This is a genomic window from Thiocystis violacea (assembly GCF_016583575.1).
GTDB lineage: Bacteria > Pseudomonadota > Gammaproteobacteria > Chromatiales > Chromatiaceae > Thiocystis > Thiocystis violacea.
This window is the reverse complement of record NZ_NRRG01000019.1, coordinates 26,639-50,553: the sequence shown is the minus strand read 5'-3', so window position 1 is coordinate 50,553 and position 23,915 is coordinate 26,639. Positions and strand designations below refer to the sequence as shown.

Genomic DNA, 23,915 nt, shown 5'->3' with positions numbered 1-23,915 from the left:
GTCCGGGCCTATTGCCTGGAAACGGCCGCATGTTCGATCGCCTCGATCAAGAGGGCGATGGCGCGATAGCCCGCGTGAACGAACTTGCTGTAGGGCAGCAGCAGAAAGAAGGCCAGGACGCTCCCGAGATGGATGGCGAGCAGCAGCCCCATGGCCGCCGTCTCGCGCCAGACGAGCAGCGCCAGTCCGGTGACCGCGACCAGGAACAGCAGGCCGAGAAAGGCCAGATCCAGGCCCCGGGTTTCGGGCGCGCTCGGCTCGGGATCGGCGCGCCATTTCATCCAGGCGAGCCCGACGGCGCCGAGGCTCATCAGGATGCCGCCCAGGGTGCCGAGCAGCACCGGCGCGCTGAGCAGGGGGTAGGGCGCCTCCCAGCCGAGCAGATGATGATAAAGGGTCGCGGTCACTGTCGCGGCGAAGCTGAGCAGAAAGCCATGCAGCATGGCGTGATGGAGCCGGCGGCGCGCATGCGAGAACCGATCGTCAAGGTCGTTGCAGCCAGGGCCGCCTCCACGCAGGTTGCGCAGGACCAGGATGTCGCGCAGCGCCGCTCCGATGGCTCGCGTCGAGAGCGGGGCGCCCTCTGTCCTGGTGAGGCGCCAATACTGGCGCAGACTCAGGCCGATAGCCAGCACCGACCAGCCGAGCGGTAGCCCTCCCAGCAGTACCATCGCCTCCCAGGACAGGATCCGATAGAAGGCGCCGGCCCCCGCTTGGCTGGCGAACAGCACCTCCGGGGGCACCAGCACCAGCACCAGCCCGACCAGGAGCGCGATCGCGCCCAGCGCGATCAGGGGCGCGGCCAGGGCCTGGCGGGCGAGCAGGCCGGACAAGGCCGCTGGCCAGGCGTGGGCGAGATAGCTCCGGTAGCGCGTGCGCGCCAGGCTGCGCGGGACATTGACCAGGAAGGGATGCGGCGGCGCGTACTGGCAGCCATGGAAACAGTTGCGGCAGGCGTGACAGAGATTGGCCAGATGGACGAGATCCGCCTCGTTGAGCGTCGGGCGGCGCTCGGCGGACTCGAAGACATCGCAGAAGCCGTTGCAGTAGCCGCAGGCGTTGCAGATCTCGAGCACCCGGCGGCTCTCGGCGAGCGACTCATCCACCGGCATGACGGGCCGCCTCCTCGCCGGCGATACGTCCGAACACGACCCCAATGGTGAGCGCGAGACCGGAGAGATAGCCTCGGCCCATGAGATTGGGCGCCATGATCATGCCCGCCGCGAACAGATTCTCGATGACCCCGCCGTCGCGAAGCCGCACGCGGGTTTGGGCGTCCACGGCGACACCGTGATAGGTGAAGGTGATCCCCGGACGCATCGGATAGGCCGCGAAGGGCGGCTCGATCAGCGGCCGGGCCTGGCGGGACTTGGGCGGATCCAGGTCGAACGTCCGCCAGTCGGCCTCGTCCGCGCCCGCGTCCGGCGCTCGCGTGGCGGCGTTATAGCCGGCGAGGGTGGCCGCGAGCGATCCGGGGTCGATGCCCAAGCGGGCCGCCAGCCTCTCGATGGTCTCGGCCGCGATCGGTGGATAGAGCGAGGGCGGGGCCGCGCGTCGGCCGCGAGCGTCCAGGATCAGGTAGGCGATCTGTCCGGGACAGTCGGCCAGACGCTGGCCCCAGATCGCGTAACGGGTCGAGGCGGTGTCACCGCCCTCGTCACGGAAGCGTCGTCCGTTCGCGTCGACCACGATCCCCTCCGGCATGCAGCGGATCCGGGTGACGATGCCGCCATCGTCGGCGGGGGAGCGCGCGTCCACCGCCACCAGATAGGCGCGTTTGGGATCGCCGACCGCCCGCGCCCCCTGGCGCAGCAGGGCCTCCAGGATCTCGCCGCTGGCGAAGGGCGTGCCGCGATTGATGAAGCCGTCGGCCGTCTCGCCCCAGTGCGCGCGCAGCCAGTCGCGGTTCGCCTGGCCGCCGCCGCAGCAGGCGACCGCGGCGCGCGGAGCCAGGGTTCGGGCGGTGCCCGCGTCTTGATACAAAAGGCGCTCCAGACGCCCGTTCGCGATCCTCGGATCGCGGACCTCGCCTCCATAGCGGATCTCGACGCCGAGCCGCTTAGCCGTCGCATAGAGGGCGTTCAGCATGGTCGTTCCGCCACCGAGCAGGAAGGCGGTCTTGCGCGATGGCGGCAGCACACCGCTGGAGGTCGGCTGCAAGGGCACGCCGGCGTTGGCCAGCCAGTCCGTCGCCTCGGCCGAGCGCTGGACCAGGATTCGCGCCAGGGTCGGATCGGACGTCCCGCCGGTCGCGTGCCAGAGGTCGGACCAGAATTCCTCCTCCGGATAGGGACCGCTGGAGAGCGGCGTGAGCGATTCGTGCCGGATCCGCAGATTGCGCGAGTGACGGGTATTGCCGCCGCGCAATCCCTTGGGCGCCTGCTCGGCCAGGAGCACCGAGGCTCCGAGACGGCGCGCCGAGATGGCGGCGCAGAGGGCGGCCGTGCCGCCGCCGATGACCAGGACGTCCGGCTCGGTCATTTCAGGATCGCCCGCGTTGGGAGACAGGCCGGCCAGCGGCCCGAGGCCGGGGCGATGGGATCGGAAGGGAAGCGGCGGATAGGTTTGACAAGGGCTGACTTGGATTACAAAAATACTCGGCTTTATTCCAGTCACCATACGAAAGGACGACCGCGCCATGCAAGAGTCTTCATCAGCGATCCTCGGTCGAGCCAGCGCGCTCCGGATGGCCGACCATGGGTAAGGTCTGGTTCATTGGGGCCGGACCTGGCGCGCCGGATCTCATCACGGTGCGCGGCGCCCGCCTCCTGGGCGAGGCCGGGGCCATCCTCTATACCGGCTCGCTGGTGGCCGAAACGGTCCTCCAATCGGCCTCCAGTGAGTGCGAGATCGCCGACTCCAAGTCGATGGACCTGGAGCAGGTGACCGCCTGGCTGCTGGATCGCGCCCAACGCCACGACACCGTGGTGCGTCTGCAAACCGGCGATCCGACGCTCTATGGCGTGCTCGCCGAGCTGGCCCGACCGCTGGACGCGGCCGGCGTCCCGGTCGGCATCGTGCCTGGGGTGTCCTCGGCCATGGCCTCGGCGGCGGCGGCCGGCGAGTGTCTCACCCTGCCCGAAATCACCCAGACCGTCATCTTCACCCGGCTGTCCGAGCGTACCCAGATGCCGGAACGCGAGTCGCTGGTCTCGCTGGCGGCCCATGGCTGCACCCTCTGCATCTTTCTCTCCATCGAGCGTATCGAGAACGTGGTCGCCAATCTGGTCGAGGCGGGCTGGGCATCGACGGCGCCGGTGGTGGTGGTGCACAAGGCGACCTGGCCCGATGAGGAGCTGGTGCTGCGCGGTACCCTGGAGGACATCGCCGCGCGCTGCCGCGAGGCCAGGGTCGATCGCCAGGCCCTGATTCTGGTCAGCCCGGCCCTCGGCGCCCGCGCCCAGCGCGACACCAAACCCTCCAAACTCTATGACGCCGCCTTCCCGCGCCGCTTCCGTCCAGCGCGCGAGACCCCGGACTCCGGCGGTTGATCCCGGCCGCGCGAGGTCGTTGCCTGAGATCCGAACAGCGCCTCGTCGCGGCCGGCAGGGCTGCCATTTCTGTGATCGAGTTCCCCGAACGGCTTGTCCGCCGGTTGTATATTCGCGCACTTCGCCGGACCGTCGTGCTGCCTTGGTCGCGTGGGTGTCATGGATGGTCTCCGCCATTGTCCGCCAGTCGTTAGGCGAGAGTCGTCGCCCCGCACGCTATCCGCAAGTACTCGTTCAATACGGCCGTTAGGCGATTTCCGGGAAAGTCCATACCCAACCTAAAACTCCGGAAATGGACAGGATTTACAGGATTCTTCAAGATTTACAGGATTAAAAACAGAGTGTTATAAATTCTGCCAATCCTGCGAAATCCTGCCGGTCCTGTCTATGACTGGGCGGATCGCGGGTACAAGGTTTCCCGGAAATCACCTTATTTCAGGTCTGACATCGGAACGAACGGCGCTCACTGAGTTCACTGATCTCTTCCGCCTTGGTTCACCCGACTGAAAATAAAAATCAGGACAATCGATATGGCGCGACAAATTTTTGCAAGATCGGTGGCCGCGAAATTGGCCGGGGTGGTCTTCATCCTGGTTCTGGTTCTGTTGTCGGCCTTTTCCTGGGGGCTGAGCGACTACGCGCGCACGTTGCTGGCCAGGAAGGGAATCGCGGAGCTAGAGGCGCGAACGGACCTGTTGCTCTCGATGGTCGCGAGTTATGACGCGGCGCTGACCCAGGAGTCCGACCGTCTCATGTCGGTTTTCTCCGGCGGATTCGAGGGACGGTTTTCCATCGACACCGAGAACCGGGTCCGCGTCGGCGACCAGACGGTGCCGACGCTTCGCGATGGCGGCACCATCCTCAACCTCGATCTCTCCGCCGTGGACCGCTTCGCGGATCTGGCTCACTCGGTCGCCACCATCTTCGTGCGCGATGGCGAGGATTTCCTGCGGGTGGCGACCTCGCTCAAGGATGAACAAGGCCAGCGCGCCATGGGAACCTGGCTCGGTAAACAGCATCCTGGCTACGCCAGCCTGATCGCCGGGCGTGACTATAGCGGCAAGGCGACGCTCTTCGGCCGGGACTACATGACCAGGTACAAGCCGATCCTGGCCGATGGTCAGGTGATCGGCCTGCTGTTCATCGGAATCGATTTCACCGAGGGGCTGGACGCGCTCAAGCAGCAAATCCGCTCGCTGAAGGTCGAGGATTCGGGGTATTTCTTCGTCCTCGACGCCAATCCTGGAGCCCATTACGGGCAGCTTCTCGTCCATCCGGCCAAGGAGGGCCAGGTGATCCTGGACACCAAGGACGCGGATGGCCGGGCCTTCATCGCCGAGATGCTTGAGAAGAAGCAGGGCGTCATCCGCTATCCCTGGATGAACGCCGAGCTGAACGAGACCGAGCCGCGCGACAAGATCGCCGTCCACGCGCATTACCCGCATTGGAACTGGGTCATCGGTGGCGGTACCTATCTGGACGAATTCGCCCGCGACGCGACCCTATTGCGTAACGCCACCCTGGCGGCCTCGGCTGGACTGCTGCTGGCCGTGGGAATCATTCTGGTGCTGATGACCAGGCGCCTCATCACCCAGCCATTGCGTCAGGTCATCGGGGTTTTCGCGCGCATCGGCGCCGGCGACTACGGCAGTCGGATCGACGGCGCGCGCCAGGACGAGATCGGCGTCATGCTCAAGGCGCTCGATGGGATGCAAACCAATCTGGCCGAGCGCGCGGCGAGCGAACAGCGTGTCGCCAATGAGATGCGGCGCGTCACCAGCGCCCTCGACAAGGCCTCTACCAACATGATGGTCGCCGACCCCGACGGCACCCTGGTCTATATGAACGAGGCCTTCACCGCCATGATGCGCGAGGCCGAGGCCGATATCCGCCAGGCGATTCCGGGCTTCGCCGCGGCGGGTCTGCTCGGTCGCGGCTTTGCTGATTTCCACAAGAATCCAGCCCATCAACGCGGTTTGCTGGAGGGGCTGAAAGGCACCTATGTTTCGCAGATGCGCGTGGGCGGACGCACCTTCAAGCTGATCGCCAATCCGGTGCTGGACGACCGGGGCGCTCGCCTTGGGACCGTCGTGGAGTGGGTCGATCGAACCGCCGAGGTGATCGCCGAGGGCGAATTGGACACGCTGCTCGACGCGGTCGCGCATGGAGATTTCAGTCAGCGCCTGAGTATCGACGGCAAGTCGGGCTTCTTCCGCGAGCTGGCCGATGGCGTGAACAATCTCACCGAGATCGTTTCCAAGGCGCTGGATGATCTCGCGACGGTTCTGAAAGCCGTCGCCCGGGCGGACCTGACGAAACGGATCGAGTCACGCTACAAGGGACGCTTCGCCGAGTTGAAACAGGACACCAACGCCACGGTTCAACAGTTGGAGCGACTGGTCCGACAGATCCTTGAGGCCACCGACGCGATCAACACGGCGGCGGGCGAGATCGCGGCGGGCAATGCCGACCTCTCCGCGCGCACCGAGGAACAGGCGAGCAGTCTGGAGGAAACCGCCAGCTCGATGGAGGAGTTCAATGCCAGCATCCAGCAGAACAGCGGCAGCGCCGGGAACGCGCGGGCACTCGTGTGTCTCGCCAATGAACGGGCGCTGGCGGGTGGCGTCCTCGTTCAGCGCGTGGTTGATACCATGGGCGGCATCCAGCAATCCAGCCAGCACATCGTCGACATCATCGGCGTGATCGACAGCATTGCCTTTCAGACCAATATTCTCGCCCTCAACGCGGCGGTGGAAGCGGCGCGGGCCGGCGAGCAGGGACGCGGTTTCGCGGTGGTCGCCGCGGAGGTCAGGACGCTGGCCCAACGCAGCGCCCAGGCGGCCAAGGAGATCAAGCAACTGATCGGCGACTCGGTGGCGAAAGTGGACGACGGAGCCAGGCTGGTCAAGGAGACCGGCACCACGATGGAGACGATCGTCAGCTCCTTCCAGCAAGTCGTCAGCCTGGTGACCGAGATCGCCGAGGCCAGCCGGGAACAGGAGGAGGGCATCGGACAGGTGACCAAGGCGATTACCCTGATGGACGAGGCGACCCAGCGCAACGCGGCCTTGGTGGAAGAGGCGGCGGCGGCGGCCGAGAGCCTGGAGGATCAGGCCAGGATCTTGAGTCGGACCGTCTCGGTCTTCAACATGGATGACGGTCGTCAACGGAACGGATCGCCAATGGCGAGCCAGGCCGATGACATTGACTTCGACGAATTCGTCTATATCCACAAGCAGTGGTCGAAGAAGCTTCGCCGGGTCGTCGAGGGTCGCGCCGAACCCCAGAATCCGGAGATCGTGTCCTGCGATGACAAATGTTCCCTAGGGCAGTGGATCCACGGTGCCGGCAGCCAATTCAAGACGGTCCCCGTGTACACCGTGCTGCGCGCGAAACATGCGCAATTCCATCAGTGCGCGGGAGATGTCCTTCGTCATGTGATCGTCGGTGAACGCGAGCGGGCGGACCTTGTACTGTCGGAGCGTTTCGCCCCGCTTTCCGAGGAGACCATCGAGCAGATCCGCCGACTGGAGCAGCACTGTCAGCATGACCACTCGGAGCAAGACGTCGGCATGCGGTTGGTGAGCTGAGAATTCGACCCGGCCTGGGCCGATCCGTAGGATGGGCAGAGCGAGAGCGATGCCCATCTTTCCGCCCACTGAGCCTTCAGGATTGTGCCGGATGACATCGGCACGGTTCGATGGGCCTCACGGCGCTCGGCCCATCCTCGTATCTTGAGCCTTGGAGCGTACGGGATGGGCATCGCTGCGCTCTGCCCATCCTACGAGGGATTTTCCACAAGCTCCGAGGGCCGGAGCGACGTCGGGTGTTCACGACAAGGATTCCCACCATGGATGGGTCATCGGAATTCGAGGCGATCCTCCGTGCGCCGTCCTCATCGCGCGTGACGGCGGACGCCTCATTCTTGGTTCCCGTTGAACTCGGGCTGTATCGAGGTTGACGCCACGCGGTGCCTTCACCGCCAATCATTTCGTTGATTCAGGATGCGTCCATGGCTTCCTCGCCCAAGAATCTCGTGACCAATTCCGCCGAGAGTCCCGCGACGATCCGCGAGCGAGCCCGCCGGGCGCTCGAGCGCGGCGATTTCGACTGGGCGGAAAAACAGGTGGCGGGCGATCTCGATCTCGCCGAGCTGACCGAAAACCTGCGCATCTATCAGGTCGAACTGGAATTGCAGAACGCCGAGCTGCGGGTGACGCAATCGGCCGCCGAGCGCATGGCGACACGCTATACCACGCTGTTCTTCGGCATTCCCCAGGCGGTCCTGGTGGTCGACCGCCATGGTCTGATCCTGGAGGCCAATCAGGAGGCCGCCCGCCTGTTTGGTCTGCAAAACCGCCACCTGCGTCAGCACTATCTTCCCCGTCTGGTGGCCAGGGAATCGGACGAGCAACTCGATGGCGCGCTTGGACTGGCCTGGGAGTCCGGCGCCAGCCAAGGTGGCGAGATGCGCTTTCTCACCACCGATGGCGGTCATTTCGAGGGCGAACTCCATATCGCCCGCCTGCCCGCGGAGGAGGACGGTGTCTGCCAGCTCATCTGCTCGGTCATCGACCTGAGCGAACGCCTGCGCCAGGAGGCGAACATCCGTAGCGCTTACGCGCGTTCGCGCGAGAGCGAGACCCGCTATCGGATCCTCGCCGACTACTCCGCGGACTGGGACTATTGGATCGGTTCCGATGGGCGCTATCACTACGTCTCGCCGGCCTGCGAGTCCATTTGCGGCCATGGGCCGGACGCCTTCCTGGCCGATCCCCAGCTCATGCCGACCCTGGTGCATCCCGACGATCGATGGCTGTGGGAGGAACACTCGCGGGATGTGAACCACGCTTGCCGTGACACGCCCTCGGCCAAGCTGGAACTGCGCCTGATCCGCCCCGATGGCGAATTGCGCTGGATCGAGCATATCTGTCGTCCAGTCTTCGAGGATGACGGCGGCTATCTGGGCTGGCGGGGCGTCAACCGCGACATCACGGCCCGCAAGCAGTCCGAACTCATCATCGACCTGCAGAAACGGCGCTCGGAGGCCCTGCTCGAATTGCCCCGCGCCGTCGATGGATTGGACGAATTCGCGTTGATACAGCACGGACTGAAACTGGCCGAGTCGCTCACCGAAAGCTGTATCGGCTTCGCCCATTTCGTCAACGAGGATCAGACCATCGAGCTTGCCGCCTGGTCGAATTCCACCCTGGAACAGGGTTGTCAACGACCAGATACCGAATGTCACTACCTGATCGGCGAGGACGGCGTCTGGGCCGACACCCTGCTCCAGGGCTCTCCGCTCGTCCGTAACGACTATCCGGCATCGACCGATCAGCATGGACTGCCCGAGGGGCACATCCCGCTGCATCGGTTCATCTGTGTGCCGGTCGCGGCGGACGGCCTCATTCGTCTACTCATCGGGGTCGGAAACAAGGCCGAGGATTATCGCGATCTTGACGTGGAAAGCGTCCAGCTCATCGCCAACGCGCTCTGGCGCATCGTGCGCCAGCGTCGCGCGGATCAGGCGCTCAGAAAGAGCGAGGCGCGTTTTCGCCATCTCTCCATGCTGATGTCCGATATCGCCTATTCCTGTGTCGAGGCCGGTCCGGATCGTTTCGCCCTGGATTGGATCAATGGCGCGGTCGAAACCATCACCGGTCACCGGGCCGAGGCGGTCATGGCCATGGGTACCTGGCGGCGCCTGATCATGCTGGAGGATCGCGCCCTCTTCGACGCGCGACTCCGGGAACTGACAACCGGCAAGGCCCTGACCTACCAGTTGCGATTGCGCCGCCGCGACGGAACCCTGGCCTGGGTGGAAATGACCAATCAATGCGTGCTCGACGTGGATGGCTGCCATCGAGTCTATGGCGGCATCAAGGACATCAGCGAACGTCGGCGCACGGAATACCAGCTTCAGGAGTCGGCGCGGCGGATGGAGTTCCAGAACCGGGAACTGGATCTGGCGCGGATGCAGGCCGAGGCCTCGACCCAGGCCAAGAGCCAATTCCTGGCCAATATGAGCCATGAGATCCGCACCCCCATGAACGGGGTCATCGGCATGACGCGGCTGTTGCTGGAGAGCGAACTGACCGAGGAGCAGCGGCGCTTCGCCGAGATCGTGCGCGCCAGCGGCGAGAGTCTGCTCGCCCTGATCAACGACATCCTGGATTTCTCCAAGATCGAGGCCGGCAAACTCCAACTGGAGATGCTGAACTTCGATCTGCGCGTCACCCTGGAGGATGTCGTGGAACTCCTGGCCTTCAGTGCCCAGGAAAAGGATCTCGAACTGACCTATCAGATCGATCCGGGCGTGCCCTCTTCGGTGCGCGGAGATCCGCGTTATCTGCGCCAGATCATCGTCAACCTGGCGGGCAACGCCATCAAGTTCACCAGTCATGGCGAGGTTGGCATCCATGTCACCCTGGTGGCCGAAACCCCGGACAGGGTTCTGATCCGATTCGAGGTGCGCGACAGCGGCATTGGGATCCCCGAGAACCAACGCGCCAATCTGTTCACTGCCTTCAACCAACTCGACAGTTCCACCACCCGGCGCTTCGGTGGAACGGGTTTGGGACTGGTCATCTCCAAGCAACTGGCCGAGCTGATGAATGGTTCGATCGGGATGGAGAGTCAGCCCGCCCTGGGATCCAGGTTCTGGTTCACCGCCGAATTCGAGAAACCCTCGGAGGAGCATCCCGCGCCACAGGCGAAATACGCGCCGTTGAATGGACTGCGGGTGCTGGTGGTCGACGACCACGCGACCAACCGTCTCCTGCTCGAAACCCTGCTGCGTTCCTGGGGATGCGAGTCCCAGGAGACCGACAATGGACCGGACGCCCTGAAGCGGCTGCGTCAGGCCGCCCAGGCCGGAGAACCCTTTCAGGCGGCCCTGCTGGATCTGACCATGCCGACCATGAACGGCCAGGAACTGGCCTGTCTCATCAAGCAGGATCCCAACCTTCGTGGCACCCGGCTGATCCTCCTGACCTCGCTGGTGCGCCGCGGCGATGCCACGCGCATGGAGCAGGCCGGTTTCTCCGGCTATCTGACCAAGCCGCTGCGCAAGCATCTGTTGCATGACTGTCTGGCGCTGGTCATGGGGCGGGAAGCCGGGGCCACCAGCGAGGCTCCGCCGGCCATCGTCACCCGGCACACCGTCGCCGAGGCGGATCGTCAGGCGATCGCCGCCCTGGCGCCCAGTCAGGCGCGGATTCTGCTCGTGGAGGACAACCTCACCAATCGGCTCGTCGCGAAAGGGATTCTGGAGAAACTCGGTTATCTCAACACGGACACGGCCGGTAACGGGGCGGAGGCGCTGGAGGCGCTGTCGTGCCTCGCTTACGATCTGGTGCTCATGGACGGTCAGATGCCCGGAATGGATGGCTTCGAGGCGGCACGGCGTATCCGCCGGGGCGAGGCCGGCGTCATCAACCGGCGCGTCCCCATCATCGCCATGACCGCGCTCGCCATGACGGGTGACCGGCAGCGCTGTCTGGAGGCCGGCATGGACGACTATCTGTCCAAACCCTTCGAGCCTCGCGCCCTGGCCGAGGTCATCGCGGCGCAACTCGCCCGCGCCTCGCACGTTCCGCCCTGTGGCGAGACGACGGACCCCGTCCAACGCCCGGCGCCGGCCTCGCCCCTTTCGAATCCGCGCGCCCCGGATTCGCCATTCGATGAATCCGACATGCTTGAGCGCATGATGGGCGATCGCGGCATGGCCCGCGAGGTGATCGCGCAATTCCTGCGCGATGGCCCGATCCGTATCGGTGAACTCAAGGATGGCCTGAACGAGGGGGATCTGGCGATGGTCGGCTTCCACGCGCACAGCCTTCAGGGGTTGGCCGCCAACATCTCGGCCTTCAGGCTGCGCGATGTAGCGTTAAGGCTGGAAATGCTCGCCGAGGAACCGGGATCGCTGGTGGAGGCATCGCGCCTGGCCCGCCTGCTGGAACAGGAGTTCAAGCCGTTGCGCACAGCGCTCAACGATTGGATGCAACCCTCGTAGGATGGGTAGAGCGAAGCGAAACCCATCAAACCCCGCGCCGTCCTATCGGAGCCGCGCCACGAAAAACGCCTCCGGTTGCACGAGGGCGTTTTCGTCAAGCCCTGGAGCGATGGTCGATGGGTTTCACGGCCATTCGGCGTCCGTGCCAAACTTCAGCTTCATAGCGTGGCCGCTCTACCCATCCTACGGGTCGAGTGCCGGTAGCGGCGACGGTGGATCGGCGAAGCGCTCTCGGATAGCGAGGATTTCCTCGATCGATCCAAAGAACAACTCGGCCAGGCGCGGATCGAAATGGCTGCCCACATTGTCGCGGATCCATTGCAGCGCCTCGCTGACCTCCCACGCCTGCTTGTAGGGACGCGCCGAGGTCAGTGCGTCGAACACATCCGCCAGGGCGACGATGCGCCCCGTCAGTGGAATCGCCTCGCCGACCAGGCCCTGGGGATAACCTCCGCCGTCCCATTTCTCATGATGATTCAGGGCGATCTCGCGCGCCATGCGCAGCAGCTCGGAGTCATCGCCGCTCAGCAGATCGCCGCCGATGGTGGTGTGGGTGCGCATGATCCGCCACTCATCGGCCGTCAGCTTGCCGGGCTTGAGCAGGAGCGCGTCCGGGATCCCGATCTTGCCGACATCGTGCATGGGGCTGGCGTGCAGCATGGTTTCACACTGGCCCTCGTTCCAACCCAGATGCTGGGCGATGAGGGCCGAGGTATGACTCATGCGCAGGATGTGACGGCCGGTTTCATTGTCGCGATACTCGGCGGCGCGTCCAAGCCTCTGTACCACCTGCAGGCGGGTGTCGCGAATCTCGCGAGTGCGCTCATGGACGATCTTTTCGAGCCCGTCGCGCTGATCGTGGGTCATCCGATGCGCCAGTTGCACATCGAGCATGTTGCGCACCCGGATCACCACCTCCGCCCGATCGAAGGGCTTGCCGATGAAATCATGGGCGCCCGCCTGCAGGGCGCGCAGCAGATAATCGCGGCTATGCTGCGCGGTCAGGACGAGGATCGGCGGGGCGAGCGGATCGTTCAAGGCGACGATCTGCTCGATGATGTCGAACCCCGTCACATAGGGCATGCGGATATCGAGCAGGATCAGATCTGGCGTCACCCGCCGGTAGGCGGGCATGACCTCGCGCGGATCCTGGATCAGGATCGGATTCTCATAACCCTCGGCGCGCAACAGGCGGTCCATCAGGATCAGATTGGACCGTTCGTCATCGACCACGAGGATCCGGGCCAATGACCTGACCGGCTTATTGGGTTTGGTGATGTTATTCATACAGCCGTTTCCGGTGAATAACCGTTCAAGGATATTCCTCCCGCCTGCCTAGGGATCCATCGTCACGGACTCCATCCCTGGGAGTTCGATCAAAAACCGGCTTCCCTCGCCAACCACGCTCGCAACGCCGATTCGCCCCCCCATGGCCTCGGTGAGTCGGCGGCAGACCGCCAAAGCGATGCCATCGCCTTCCCCATGGAGATCGAGATCATCCGCGTTGCGCCGCGTGACGGATTGAAACAGTTCATTCAGCCGCGCTGGCTGGATCCCTGGACCCGTGTCCGAGACCTCCAGTCTGATCGCCCCTGGGGCGTCGCGCGCGTGGCTTGCCTCCAGGCTGACCCGGCCCTTGGGTCGATTGTATCGGATAGCGTTGGAGAGCAGGTTGACGAGTACCTGCTTCAAGCGTCCGCGATCGGCCAGCAGAACCAGGCCGGACATGGACCCCACATGCAGGCCGATCCCCAGATGGCGTCCCAGTGGTTCGACCAGGGCGAGACAGTCCCTGACCAGGGGCTCCAGGGCGACGGGTTCGATCTGGAGTTCGAGTTGGCCGGATTCCAGTCGGGTCAGATCAAGCACCTCGTTGATGAGCTTCAGCAAATGTTCGCCGCCGAGGAGGATCTCGTGCACGTTTTCGCGCTGTGCCTCGCCGAGCGATACATCCTGTTCCAGTAACTGGGCGAAGCCGAGGATCGCGTTCATGGCTGTGTGCAATTCATGGCTCATCAGCGAGAGGAATTCGGACTTCGCCCGGTTGGCCTGTTCCGCCTCCTCCTTGGCCTTGAGCAGATCCGCCTGGGTTTGCAGTTCCCTGGTCACATCCTGCTGAATGCCGACGAAATGGGTGATCCGCCCGGTCCGATCCCTGACCGGCGCAAGACGCAACTGATTCATGAACAGGGTGCCGTCCTTACGGTAGTTACGCAGCAGCACGGAGGCTTCGCGCCCCTCTCGCAGTGCCGCCCGAACCACCGCGAGTGCCTCCTGATCGGTGTCATGGCCTTGCAGAAAGCGGCAGTTGCGTCCCAGCAGCTCGTCGGCTTCGTAGCCGGTCATGGACTGGAAGGCTGGATTAACATACACCAGAGGTAAGTCCGGCGCATTGGCATCGGCGACACTGACGCCGCTCATCATCGATTCCAGGACGCGGATCCGCCAACGCGAAGGATCGTCGTCCGCGCGTGGGCTTTGCGGGTTAGTGTCGGGATGGGTGTCGTTTCGGCTTGGCAAGGTTAGGCGCCTGTCTAGCTTCGCGTCAGGGTCGTTCGAAATCCGCGACGCCGTCCCATAGGGTTCGGAGTTGGGGAGTGGGCAAGCATCGCTCAAGGGTGACGACATGGAAGCCGTGGGATCCTAGGCTTCCAGGAGACAAGGTAGATAAAATGCCAGCCTGTGACGGGCGTCTCGGCCGCCAGCGCCTAGTCTAGGCGAGCGACGGACTTGAAAATCTGAACGGCTCCTCATTTCGCATGCGCGTTGGACGCCGACGCGGTGCCTGGGTGGGGCGTGGGATGACCGACCGGAGCTGGCCGGGAGGGAGAGAGCCCCATGGATCCTGGACGACCTCGCGGGCGTTCAAGCGCCCCCTGCAAGTCGCGGCCGGGTGGCTGTATCTGGCGAATCCGCCCATATGTTGGCGATCATTCGCCAGATCCCGCCGCGCATGAGGCGCCGGCGGAGTTTCGTTTTCATCGAGGAGCACCGATAGAGCATGAAAGACTCCGTCCGATACGGCGATTATCTGCGAGCGATCGGCGCCGGACGGCGTGAGCTGAGCGCCAACGCTATCCTGCCGCCGGCACGGCGGGACGTGAACGGCCGCCCGCTGCCGCCACCGGCCCCGCCGCCCATCCGGCTGCACCCGGACGAAATCGCGGGACTGCTGCGTCCCTACGTCTCCGTGCGCTTCATGGATCAGTTCCGGGCGGTCGTGCCCCTGGCGCTCTATCTCGCGCTCTTTCAGATCCTCATCCTGCGTCAGCTCGTCGATGACTCCTGGCTCATCACCGCCGGTCTGTTCGCGGTGATCCTCGGGCTGATGTTCTTCATGGAGGGGCTGAAGCTGGGTCTCATGCCCTTTGGTGAACTCATCGGCCACACCCTGCCGCGCAAGTCGTCGCTGCCGCTGGTGCTGCTGATCACGCTCCTGCTCGGTATCGGCGTGACCTTCGCGGAGCCGGCGATCGGCGCGCTTCAGGCCGCCGGTCGGAACGTCTCGCCCGAGCTCGCGCCTTATCTCTGGCTGCTGCTCAACGAATGGACCGGCGCGCTGGTGCTGGTCATCGGGGCCAGCGTCGGTCTGGCCGCGGTGCTGGGGACGCTGCGTTTTCTGCATGGCTGGAGCCTCAAGCCGCTCATTTATGCCTCGCTGGTGCCGGTGCTCGGGCTCACCCTTTACGGCGCGGGCGATCCGGAGCTGGCCAAGGTCATGGGGCTGGCCTGGGATGCCGGCGCGGTGACCACCGGGCCGGTCACGGTGCCGCTGGTGCTGTCGCTCGGCATCGGCATCGCGGCGGCGGCCGGTCGGGGCGATTCCGGGCTGTCCGGCTTCGGCATCGTCACCCTGGCCTCGCTCTTTCCCATCATCGGCGTGCTGCTGCTGGCCTTTTATGTCGCCGGGACCGTCACGCCCACCGAGATCCTCGCCATCGCCGCCATGGCGGGCACGGATATGGGCGCGCTCGCCTGGTACGAACGCAGCCCCGGAGTTGAATTGATCCTGGGTCTGCGCGCCATCCTGCCGCTGGTGCTCTTCCTTTTCATCATTTTGAAGTTCGTGCTGAAGGAAGAACTGCCGCGTCCGCGCGAGATCTGGCTGGGGATCGCCCTGACGCTGATCGGCATGTGTCTCTTCAATCTGGGGCTGACCTACGGGCTGTCGGCGCTCGGCGCGAGCGCTGGATCCCTGGTCCCGGCCGCCTTCATGGCGGTTCCCGACGCGGAGGGGTCGCCGCTCTATCTCTATGGGGTCGGACTGACCCTGGCCCTGGTCTTCGCCTGGGTGCTCGGCTTCGGGGCGACCATCGCCGAGCCGGCGCTCAACGCCCTGGGCGTCACGGCGGAGCAGTTGACCAACGGCTTCTTCAAGAAGCGCACACTGATTTTGGCGGTCTCGGTCGGGGTCGCCTGCGGTATCGCGCTGGGCGTGACCAAGCTCATCTTCGATCTGCCGCTGGTCTGGCTCATCGTCCCGCCCTATCTGCTCGCCACGCTACTGACCCTGGTGTCCTCGGAGGAGTTCGTCAATGTCGCCTGGGACAGCGCCGGCGTCACCACCGGTCCCATCACCGTGCCTCTGGTGCTCGCCATGGGGCTTGGCTTCGGCAACGCGACCCAGGCGGTCGAGGGGTTCGGGATCCTCTGCCTGGCCTCCATCGGTCCCATCATCAGCGTGCTGCTGACCGGTCTCTGGGCGCGCCTGCGGGCCGGGCTGCAAGAACGCACCGACCGCCGCGACCCATCCACCCAACCAGCGCTGGACGTCCAATCGCCGCTATGAAAGACAAAATCACCTACCTGACCGACGTGGCGCTCATCACCTGCATCGTCACGGCCGGACGCGGCGACGCGGTCATCCAGGCCGCCCAGACCATGGGCGCGGCCGGAGCGCTGGTCTATCACGCCAGGGGCATCGGTCCGCGCGAACGGCTCGGGCTGCTGGGCATCGCGGTCGAGGCGGAGAAGGATGTCGTCAACGTCCTGGTCGCGACCGACTACCAGGACGTGGTCTTCGAGGCGATCTACCGAGCCGCCGAACTCAACCGGCCTGGCGCCGGGATGGCCTATATCACCCCGATCGAGCGGATGGCGACCTTTGTTCCGCGCGAGATCCTGGAGCGAGTGACGGGGCCGGGAGGCCAGTCATGAGCGCGACCGAACGGGACGCGCCGGTTCCTGGCGGGGCCGCCAAACTGATCTCCTGTATCCTCCCCGACGACGGCACGGAGCGGTGTCTCCTGGCCTGGCTGCGCGACCAGGCGGGCGTCAACCGGGCGAACAGCGTCTATTGTCGCGGCCATTCGGTGTTGCGCGAGAGCACCGCCCGTCGCGGCAAACTGCCGGAGCCCGCGCTGGTGCGTCTGGTCACCATCGTCGTGGACGCGGAGGCGGCGGACGCGCTCTTCGAACGGGTGTATGAGCGGGCGGAGATCCACCGACCGGGCGGCGGCGCGCTCTTCATGACGCCGCTGATCCTCGCCACGCCCTTCGCGCTCCCCGAGGGCGTCGCCAACGAGGCCGGAGAGCTTCGGGAGTGAATCCAGGTCACGTTGCGTCCTTGCAAGCTAATCTCTTTTGCGAAGGATGGTTCCGCCCATCCCGGCAAACGTCTGTTGGAGAATCGCCATGACCCACGCCGAAATGGTCTATCAACACCTGAAAGCGCTGCCGGAATCGGTGGCGGCCGAAGTCCTGGATTTCGTGCAATTTCTGGAGCGCAAGCACCTCGGTGTCGGACAGCCCCGTCAGCCTGGCAGTGCGCAAGGGAAAATCTGGATGGCGGAGGACTTTGACGCACCGCTCGATGACTTCAAGGATTACCAATCCCTATCCCGTCAATAAGCTCTGGGCATGAATCGCACAATACTCATCGAGAGTCATGCGACGGCTCTCGCCAACGAGACCGGAGAGCTTCAGGAGTGAATCCACGATGACCCCCATCCCGATGTTCGACTGGCTGGGCGGCTACCAAAAGGGCTGGCTGCGTCTGGATCTGCTCGCCGGTCTGACCACGGCGGCGGTGGTCGTTCCAAAGGCCATGGCCTATGCCACCATCGCCGGACTGCCGGTCGAGGTGGGGCTCTATACCGCCTTCGTCCCCCTGGTGATCTACGCCATCCTGGGCACCTCGCGACCGCTCAGCGTCAGCACCACGACCACGCTGGCGATCCTCACCGGCACTCAGCTCGCGCTGGTGGTGCCTGGCGGTGATCCGACGGCGCTGCTTACCGCCTCCGCGACCCTCGCCTTCCTGGTCGGGATCATGCTCATCCTGGCCTCGGTACTGCGCCTGGGCGTGGTTGCCAGCTTCATCTCGGAGCCGGTGCTGACCGGCTTCAAGGCCGGCGTCGGGCTGGTCATCGTCCTCGATCAGGTACCCAAGCTGCTCGGCCTCCATTTCGAGAAGAGCGGGTTCCTGCGCGACATCCTGGCGCTTGTCCATCACTTGCCCGAGACCTCGTTCACGACGCTCGCGGTCGGCGTCGCCATGCTGGCGATTCTGCTGGGGATCGAGCGTCTGGTTCCACGCGCCCCGGCCCCGCTGGTCGCGGTCGCGCTCGGCATCGCCGTCTCGGGCCTGTTCGCTCTGCAAGGCCATGGCGTGGCGATCGTCGGCCAGATTCCCCAGGGGCTGCCGTCCCTGACCCTCCCCGACCTGGGTCTGATCGAACAGCTCTGGCCCGGCGCGCTCGGCATCGCGCTCATGAGCTTCACCGAGTCGATCGCCGCCGCGCGCGCCTTCGCGGGTCGCGGCGAGCCGCGTCCAGAGCCCAATCGTGAGCTGCTGGCGACAGGGCTCGGTAACCTCGTCGGCGGTCTCTTCAGCGCCATGCCCGGCGGGGGCGGCACCTCGCAGACGGCCGTCAACCGGCTCGCCGGCGCACGTACCCAGATCGCCGGACTGGTGACGGCCGCCGCCGCCGTGGCGACCCTGGTCCTGCTCGCGCCGCTCATGGGTCTGATGCCCCAGGCGACGCTGGCGGCGGTGGTCATCGTCTATTCGATCGGTCTGATTCAGCCGGCTGAGTTCCTCGCCATCCTGCGAGTTCGGCGGATGGAATTTCTCTGGGCGTTGGCCGCCTTTGGTGGCGTGGTGCTGCTCGGAACGCTCAAGGGGATCGTGGTGGCGGTCATCGTGTCGCTGGTCGCCCTGGCCTACCAGACCGCCCATCCGAGGCTTTATGTGCTCGGACGCAAGCCCGGCACCGATCTCTTCCGCCCGAAATCGGCGGAGCATCCGGATGACGAGACCGTTCCCGGCCTCCTGATGGCGCGCCCGGAGGGACGCATCTTTTTCGCCAACGCCCAGCGCATCGGCGAGCAACTCTGGGGGCTCATCGACTTAGCCGAGCCGCGCGTGCTGGTGGTCGATTTCCGCGCCGTGCCCGACATCGAGTACTCGGCGCTCAAGATGCTCGCCGAGGGCGAGGAGCGGCTGCGCGAACGCGGCATCCAGCTCTGGCTGGTCGCGCTTAATCCGGAGGCGCTCGGCATGGTTCAGCGCTCGCCGCTCGGCGAGACGCTCGGGCGCGAGCGGATGTTTAGCAACCTGCGGATGGCCGTCGAGCGTTTCCGCTCACTGAGCGAGGCACGGGAAGGCATCGATGAACCTGAGAAGAGCCGTTGAACCGCATCGTCACGCCCTAACGGAGCATCCAAAGCGATGCGGTTCGGCCAGGTATCGCCCACAATAGGCCGGGGCGAGCGTCCAATACCTGGTCGTGAGTTCGCCCTATTGACGGGGCGCCGGATGACAGGCCCGGCGGATCGCCTGCGGGTCGCTGATTTTGACTTCCATTCAACCTCAAGGATCATTTTTCCATGACGACAATGCCACGCCCGATCACCCTTGCCTGCGCCATGACCCTGGGTCTCCTCGGCTCCCTGCCCATCGCGCATGCCGAAACCGTTCCGGTCGCCGTCGGCTCCGTTTCCTCCACCGTCAGCGGCACCGTGACGGTCGTCAATCAGGAGAAGCGCATGCTGACCATCAAGACCCCGGAGGGCCGCTTCGAGGTGCTGCATGTCCCAGCGGAGGTCCAGCGTCTCGATGAGGTCAAGATCGGGAATGTCCTGACCATCACCGAAACCGATCTCGTCCTAATCGATCTGAAAACGGGCGCGGACGCCGGCGCCATCGGTATCTCGACCCAGTCCTCTGTGGTGCGCGATCCAGGCGAGAAGCCGGCCGGCATGATGGTCGAATCCTTGACCGTCACGGGTGTCGTCGAGTCCGTGGACAAGGCGAAATCCAGCGTGACGATCAAGGGGCCAGAGCAAATCATGACGTTCAAGGTCAAGGATCCGGCCCTGCTTGAATCGGTCGCCGTCGGCGACAGCGTCAGCGCCTCTTATATGCGGGCGATCAGCGGCGAGGTTAAGTTCCAATAACTTGGGAAGCGCGAAAAATCGCCCGCCACTCGCCGCCGAAGTGGCGGCGAGTGGCGGGCGAACCTGTCTTATTTGTTGGTATTCAGACCGATCGGCAGATAGACCGGGCACCAGCCGATGAGTCCGGTGGCGAGGGGCACCAGGGCGATGGCGCCGAGCCAATTCTGAGCGTAGACGCCCCAGGCGGCGATGGCGACGCCGGCGACGATACGGAGGGTACGATCGAGTTTTCCGAGGTTTTGGGTCATGCTGGGATCTCTGCTGTGATGGTGGTGACCGGCGCTCTTGGCCGATCCGGTGTGTGTGAGCAGAGAGTACGCGGATCGATCCGTCGCTTCCGTGACTATGTCACCAACGGATCAGCCATCACGCGCCCGCGATTCCAGCCCTGGGATATCCAGCAGTTCGATCAGACCCCGCGTTGTGCGCAGCAGGCCCTGTCCTTCCAACCCTTTGAGCACCCGGCTGATGACCTCGCGGGATGACCCCAACTCCACCGCCAGGGCCTGGTGGGTCATGCGAATGTCCCGACCCGGTGCCGCCGAGCGCGCGCTCAGAAGAAAGGTGACGAGGCGCTGATCCAGACGCTGGAAGAGCACCGCGTCCAGCACCCCGAAGACCTCCTGCAACCGACTGGCGATCAGGCCGAAGAGATACTCCCGCCAGGGCTCGGATTCGGACATCCAGCGGTGTACCTCGGCGGCTCTCACCACGACCGCCTCGACATCGCTCTCGCATTCGGCGAAGGCCGGGAAGGGCCGATGGCCGAGGATGCAGGAGGCGGTCAGCACGCAGCTTTCGCCCGGCTCCACGCGATAGAGCGTGATCTCTCGGCCGTTCTCGCCGAGCTGATAGACCCGCCCGGTCCCGACGAGGATCAAGGGCAAGAGGGAGCAGGTCGAACCATGGTCACAGATCGGACGTCCCGCCGGCAGACGCGCGATGGAGGCGTTGTCGAAGAGTTCGGCGCGCAAAGCCAGTGGGGCCACGCGCAGAAAGGAAAAACGGTCGAGAATGTGCTGGCGCTGTTGGGGATCGCTGATCATGCGGAGCGTGAACGGTGGCCGGAAGCGTCTTCGGCGAGACGTGCGATGAAGCGCTCCCGGCCGCCGGATCCTACTGAACGCTGCCGAATGACTTGTCGAGCGCGCCGGATGGCGGCTGTAATCCAGCGTATCGGCACCCTTGCGCGACGGGGCCGCCTGGGAAGAGGCCATAGAGATATTTGATGCCGCCCTTGGAATGGAAGGACTCGTCGAGCGCGTCATGGAGATCGCGGACGTTGGGGTGATCATGACGCTCGAAGTAGTCCTGGAGGGCCTTGATCGTTCGCCAGTGATCCTCGTCGAGCTGAATGCCGTCATGCTGGGCCGCTTCCTCGGCGCCTCCGCGGGTCCATTCGGGTGGAGCATGCGGGAACTCGGGGTCGAGGTTGATCGCGCCTGGATTCATGATGTCGCTCATGGTCTGTGTCGCCATGTTGTCCTCCTGATGATTGATCGAATGGATCCGCGTTCCGGTGGTTCGCCGCTACGACAGGGGTGCGTTGCACACCCACTCGGACTGTCCTATCGTCCCTCGTGAGTGTCGATTCCGTGACGGGGCGCGTCAAGCACCGATCAGCGACAACCGCCTAGGATCTGTCATCGATTCTCGTTGTGAGTTGTAGGATGTCGCGCGACATCCGCGTCGCGCGCGGCGATGTTCGGGTCACCCATCATCAGTAAGGCAAGACATGAAACCGGGGCAACAGGATCACTCGAACAAGCTGGATCTCACGCACTGCGATCGTGAACAGATCCAGTTCGCGGGCGCCATTCAACCGCATGGCGCGCTGCTGATGCTCGACGAACCGGATTTGCGCATTCTGCAGGCCAGCGCCAATACGGAAAGCCTTCTGGGGTTCCCTCCCGAGGCGCTCCATCAGGCGTCGATCGGCATCCTCTTGGGCGATGAGGTGAGCGAGACGCTGCGCGCGCGCCTAGCCTCCCAGAACATCTCCGGTGTGCTGGCGCACCTGATGACGGTGCGCCTGCCCGGTCGGGACGACAGTTTCCATCTGTTCGCCAATCGCATCGACGGTTTGCTGCTGCTGGAGTTCGAACGCATCGACGAGGAGGCGCGATCGCATGCCTCCGATCTGTATCAGGACGTTCACGCCAGCATCCAGGCCTTGCAGGCCAGTCAATCGCTGCAAGGGTTTTTCGATTTGACGGTGGAGCGCATCCGCCGTCTCACCGGTTTCGATCGGGTCATGGTCTATCGTTTCGACCCGGACGGCAGCGGCGAGGTGATCGCCGAGTCGGTGGGCTCGGATCGCGAGACCTATCTGGGCCTGCACTACCCGGCCGCCGATATCCCCGAGCCGGCCCGGCGCTTGTTCAGCCTGAGCTGGGTTCGCCATCTGCCCGATGTCGACTATGTCCCGGTTCCCCTGGTGCCGGAACTCAATCCGCTGACCGCGCGTCCTCCGGATCTGAGCTATTCGTTCCTGCGCAGCGTCTCGCTCATGTACAGCGGCTACCTCCGAAACATGGGGGTCAAGGCCACGTTGGTGACCACGCTGCTCAAGGACGGCCACTTGTGGGGATTGATCTCCTGCATGCACCACGAGGGGCCGAAGTATCTGCCCTACGAGAGCCGCGTGGCGGTGGAGTTCCTCGCCCATATGGTCTCGCTGCTCATGGGCTCGAAAACAGCCGAGGAGCATGATGGCTATCGTCTGACGCTGAGCGCCGCGCGCGCGCATCATCTCAAGGCGATGCTCGGGTCCGCGACCAGTCGACAGGGGCTGATGGACGCGCCTCCCGACCTGCTGTCCCCGCTGGATGCCGGCGGCGCCGCGCTGCTCACGGAGGACGGCTTGACGCTGTTCGGCGTCACGCCCGCCGAGCGCGATGTCCGGGCGCTGGCCGATTGGCTGGCCGCGCGCGAGGATCCGCTCTTCGTCACCCATCGCTTGCCGGCGGATTATCCGCCGGCCGCCGCCTTCGGCGAGATCGCGAGCGGCCTGCTGGCGGTGCGCCTGTCGTGTGATGGCCCCGACAGCCTGATGTGGTTCCGTCCCGAGTGGTTGCAGTCCGTCAACTGGGCCGGCGATCCGCGCAAGCCGGTCGAGATCGACGCGGACGGAGATGTGATCCGTCTGATGCCCCGTACCTCGTTCGCGCTCTGGAAGGAGACCGTCCCCGGCCAGTCGCGTCCCTGGCTGGACTGCGAAATCGAGCATGCGAGCGAGTTGCGGGTGGGCATCATCGAGTCGATCATCGTGCACACCGAGCGGCTCCGGCGTCTGAACAGCGAACTGGTGGAAAGCAATCTGGAACTCGACACCTTCGCCTACGCCGCCTCCCACGACCTGAAGGAACCCCTGCGCGGTATCCACAATTTCGTCCAATTCCTGCAGGAAGAGGAGGGCGGGCAACTGTCGGAGCAGAGCCAGAGGCGCCTGGCGACCATCCTCCGTCTCACCTGTCGGATGGATGATCTGATCGAATCGCTGCTCCAGTATTCGCGCGTCGGCCGGATCGACCTCGATTTACGGCCGGTCGATCTCAACGATGTCCTCGCCCAGATGCTCGAATCGCTACAGCTCCAGCCTCCCTCGGGTTCGGTGCGGGTGCGGGTGCTCGGTCGGTTGCCGGTGACGCACTGCGATCGGGTCCGCGTGACCGAGATCCTCGGCAACCTGATTTCGAACGCCATCAAGTACAACGAACGCGCGGATAAATTGATCGAGGTCGGTTGCGACAGCGAACTCGATCCGCCTGTCTTTTTCGTGCGCGATAATGGCATCGGGATCGCGCCGAAACACTTCGCCAGGATCTTCCAGATCTTCCGTCGGCTGCATGGCCGCGAGGAGTACGGCGGCGGGACCGGCGCCGGTTTGACGATCACCAAAAAGGCCATCGAACGCCATGGCGGACATATCTGGCTGGAATCCGTGCCAGGGGAAGGATCGATCTTTCGTTTCACGCTCGCCCCGAAATCGCGGCCGGCGTGATGGACCA

General features: G+C 64.7%; 17 protein-coding genes. 10 read left to right on the top strand and 7 right to left on the bottom strand.

What is annotated here, in order from left to right; translation table 11 throughout:
- Positions 1-8: 8 nt before the first annotated feature.
- Positions 9-1,112 carry a tricarballylate utilization 4Fe-4S protein TcuB gene (gene tcuB / locus CKO27_RS11170; protein WP_200374972.1) on the bottom strand — a complete coding sequence of 368 codons (1,104 nt, stop codon included), beginning with the start codon at positions 1,110-1,112 and terminating at the stop codon, positions 9-11.
- Positions 1,099-2,481, bottom strand: a complete 1,383-nt coding sequence (tcuA, locus tag CKO27_RS11165; protein WP_200374971.1) for an FAD-dependent tricarballylate dehydrogenase TcuA — start codon at positions 2,479-2,481, stop codon at positions 1,099-1,101. Before tcuA ends, tcuB begins: the two co-directional genes overlap by 14 nt.
- A 215-nt stretch (positions 2,482-2,696) precedes the next feature.
- On the opposite strand from tcuA, the gene cobM reads away from it, so the two are divergent.
- From cobM to CKO27_RS11150, 3 genes are all read left to right on the top strand, one after another.
- Entirely contained in the window at positions 2,697-3,491 is a 795-nt protein-coding gene (gene cobM / locus CKO27_RS11160) for a precorrin-4 C(11)-methyltransferase (protein ID WP_200374970.1), read from the top strand.
- A 530-nt stretch (positions 3,492-4,021) separates the two neighbouring features.
- Positions 4,022-7,081 carry a Cache 3/Cache 2 fusion domain-containing protein gene (locus tag CKO27_RS11155; RefSeq protein ID WP_200374969.1) on the top strand — a complete coding sequence of 1,020 codons (3,060 nt, stop codon included), beginning with the start codon at positions 4,022-4,024 and terminating at the stop codon, positions 7,079-7,081.
- 422 nt (positions 7,082-7,503) lie between these two features.
- Positions 7,504-11,505 (top strand): response regulator, encoded by a 4,002-nt coding sequence (locus tag CKO27_RS11150; RefSeq protein WP_200374968.1) that lies wholly within the window; start codon positions 7,504-7,506, stop codon positions 11,503-11,505.
- A 183-nt stretch (positions 11,506-11,688) separates the two neighbouring features.
- On the opposite strand, the gene CKO27_RS11145 is transcribed toward CKO27_RS11150, so the two are convergent.
- Positions 11,689-12,792 carry an HD-GYP domain-containing protein gene (locus CKO27_RS11145; RefSeq protein WP_200374967.1) on the bottom strand — a complete coding sequence of 368 codons (1,104 nt, stop codon included), beginning with the start codon at positions 12,790-12,792 and terminating at the stop codon, positions 11,689-11,691.
- 48 nt (positions 12,793-12,840) lie between these two features.
- Complete coding sequence (locus CKO27_RS11140) at positions 12,841-14,025, bottom strand: sensor histidine kinase (RefSeq protein ID WP_207280739.1); 1,185 nt, start codon at positions 14,023-14,025, stop codon at positions 12,841-12,843.
- Between the two features lie 481 nt (positions 14,026-14,506).
- Between CKO27_RS11140 and CKO27_RS11135 the strand changes: the two genes are divergently transcribed.
- The 6 genes from CKO27_RS11135 (at position 14,507) to CKO27_RS11110 (ending at position 19,905) form a co-directional block, all read left to right on the top strand.
- Positions 14,507-16,294 carry a DUF1538 domain-containing protein gene (locus CKO27_RS11135; RefSeq protein ID WP_200374965.1) on the top strand — a complete coding sequence of 596 codons (1,788 nt, stop codon included), beginning with the start codon at positions 14,507-14,509 and terminating at the stop codon, positions 16,292-16,294.
- Positions 16,291-16,662 carry a P-II family nitrogen regulator gene (locus CKO27_RS11130; protein ID WP_200374964.1) on the top strand — a complete coding sequence of 124 codons (372 nt, stop codon included), beginning with the start codon at positions 16,291-16,293 and terminating at the stop codon, positions 16,660-16,662. The genes CKO27_RS11135 and CKO27_RS11130 overlap by 4 nt, the downstream gene beginning before the upstream one ends.
- Positions 16,659-17,051, top strand: a complete 393-nt coding sequence (locus tag CKO27_RS11125) for a hypothetical protein (RefSeq protein ID WP_200374963.1) — start codon at positions 16,659-16,661, stop codon at positions 17,049-17,051. Before CKO27_RS11130 ends, CKO27_RS11125 begins: the two co-directional genes overlap by 4 nt.
- An 88-nt stretch (positions 17,052-17,139) precedes the next feature.
- Positions 17,140-17,355, top strand: a complete 216-nt coding sequence (gene vapB, locus CKO27_RS11120; RefSeq protein ID WP_200374962.1) for a type II toxin-antitoxin system VapB family antitoxin — start codon at positions 17,140-17,142, stop codon at positions 17,353-17,355.
- A gap of 88 nt (positions 17,356-17,443) precedes the next feature.
- Positions 17,444-19,141 carry a SulP family inorganic anion transporter gene (locus CKO27_RS11115; protein WP_200374961.1) on the top strand — a complete coding sequence of 566 codons (1,698 nt, stop codon included), beginning with the start codon at positions 17,444-17,446 and terminating at the stop codon, positions 19,139-19,141.
- A gap of 194 nt (positions 19,142-19,335) precedes the next feature.
- Positions 19,336-19,905, top strand: coding sequence for a copper-binding protein (locus tag CKO27_RS11110; protein WP_200374960.1), 570 nt, complete (start codon positions 19,336-19,338; stop codon positions 19,903-19,905).
- A gap of 68 nt (positions 19,906-19,973) precedes the next feature.
- Here the strand turns inward: CKO27_RS11110 and CKO27_RS11105 are convergent, their stop codons facing one another.
- The 3 genes from CKO27_RS11105 to CKO27_RS11095 form a co-directional block, all read right to left on the bottom strand.
- Positions 19,974-20,153 carry a YgaP family membrane protein gene (locus CKO27_RS11105; RefSeq protein WP_200374959.1) on the bottom strand — a complete coding sequence of 60 codons (180 nt, stop codon included), beginning with the start codon at positions 20,151-20,153 and terminating at the stop codon, positions 19,974-19,976.
- Positions 20,154-20,264: 111 nt separating this feature from the next.
- Entirely contained in the window at positions 20,265-20,951 is a 687-nt protein-coding gene (locus tag CKO27_RS11100; protein ID WP_200374958.1) for a Crp/Fnr family transcriptional regulator, read from the bottom strand.
- A 70-nt stretch (positions 20,952-21,021) separates the two neighbouring features.
- Positions 21,022-21,384 carry a TusE/DsrC/DsvC family sulfur relay protein gene (locus CKO27_RS11095; protein WP_200374957.1) on the bottom strand — a complete coding sequence of 121 codons (363 nt, stop codon included), beginning with the start codon at positions 21,382-21,384 and terminating at the stop codon, positions 21,022-21,024.
- Positions 21,385-21,640: 256 nt separating this feature from the next.
- Here CKO27_RS11095 and CKO27_RS11090 point away from each other — a divergent pair, with 256 nt between their 5' ends.
- Complete coding sequence (locus CKO27_RS11090) at positions 21,641-23,908, top strand: ATP-binding protein (RefSeq protein ID WP_200374956.1); 2,268 nt, start codon at positions 21,641-21,643, stop codon at positions 23,906-23,908.
- The last annotated feature ends 7 nt before the right edge of the window (positions 23,909-23,915 follow it).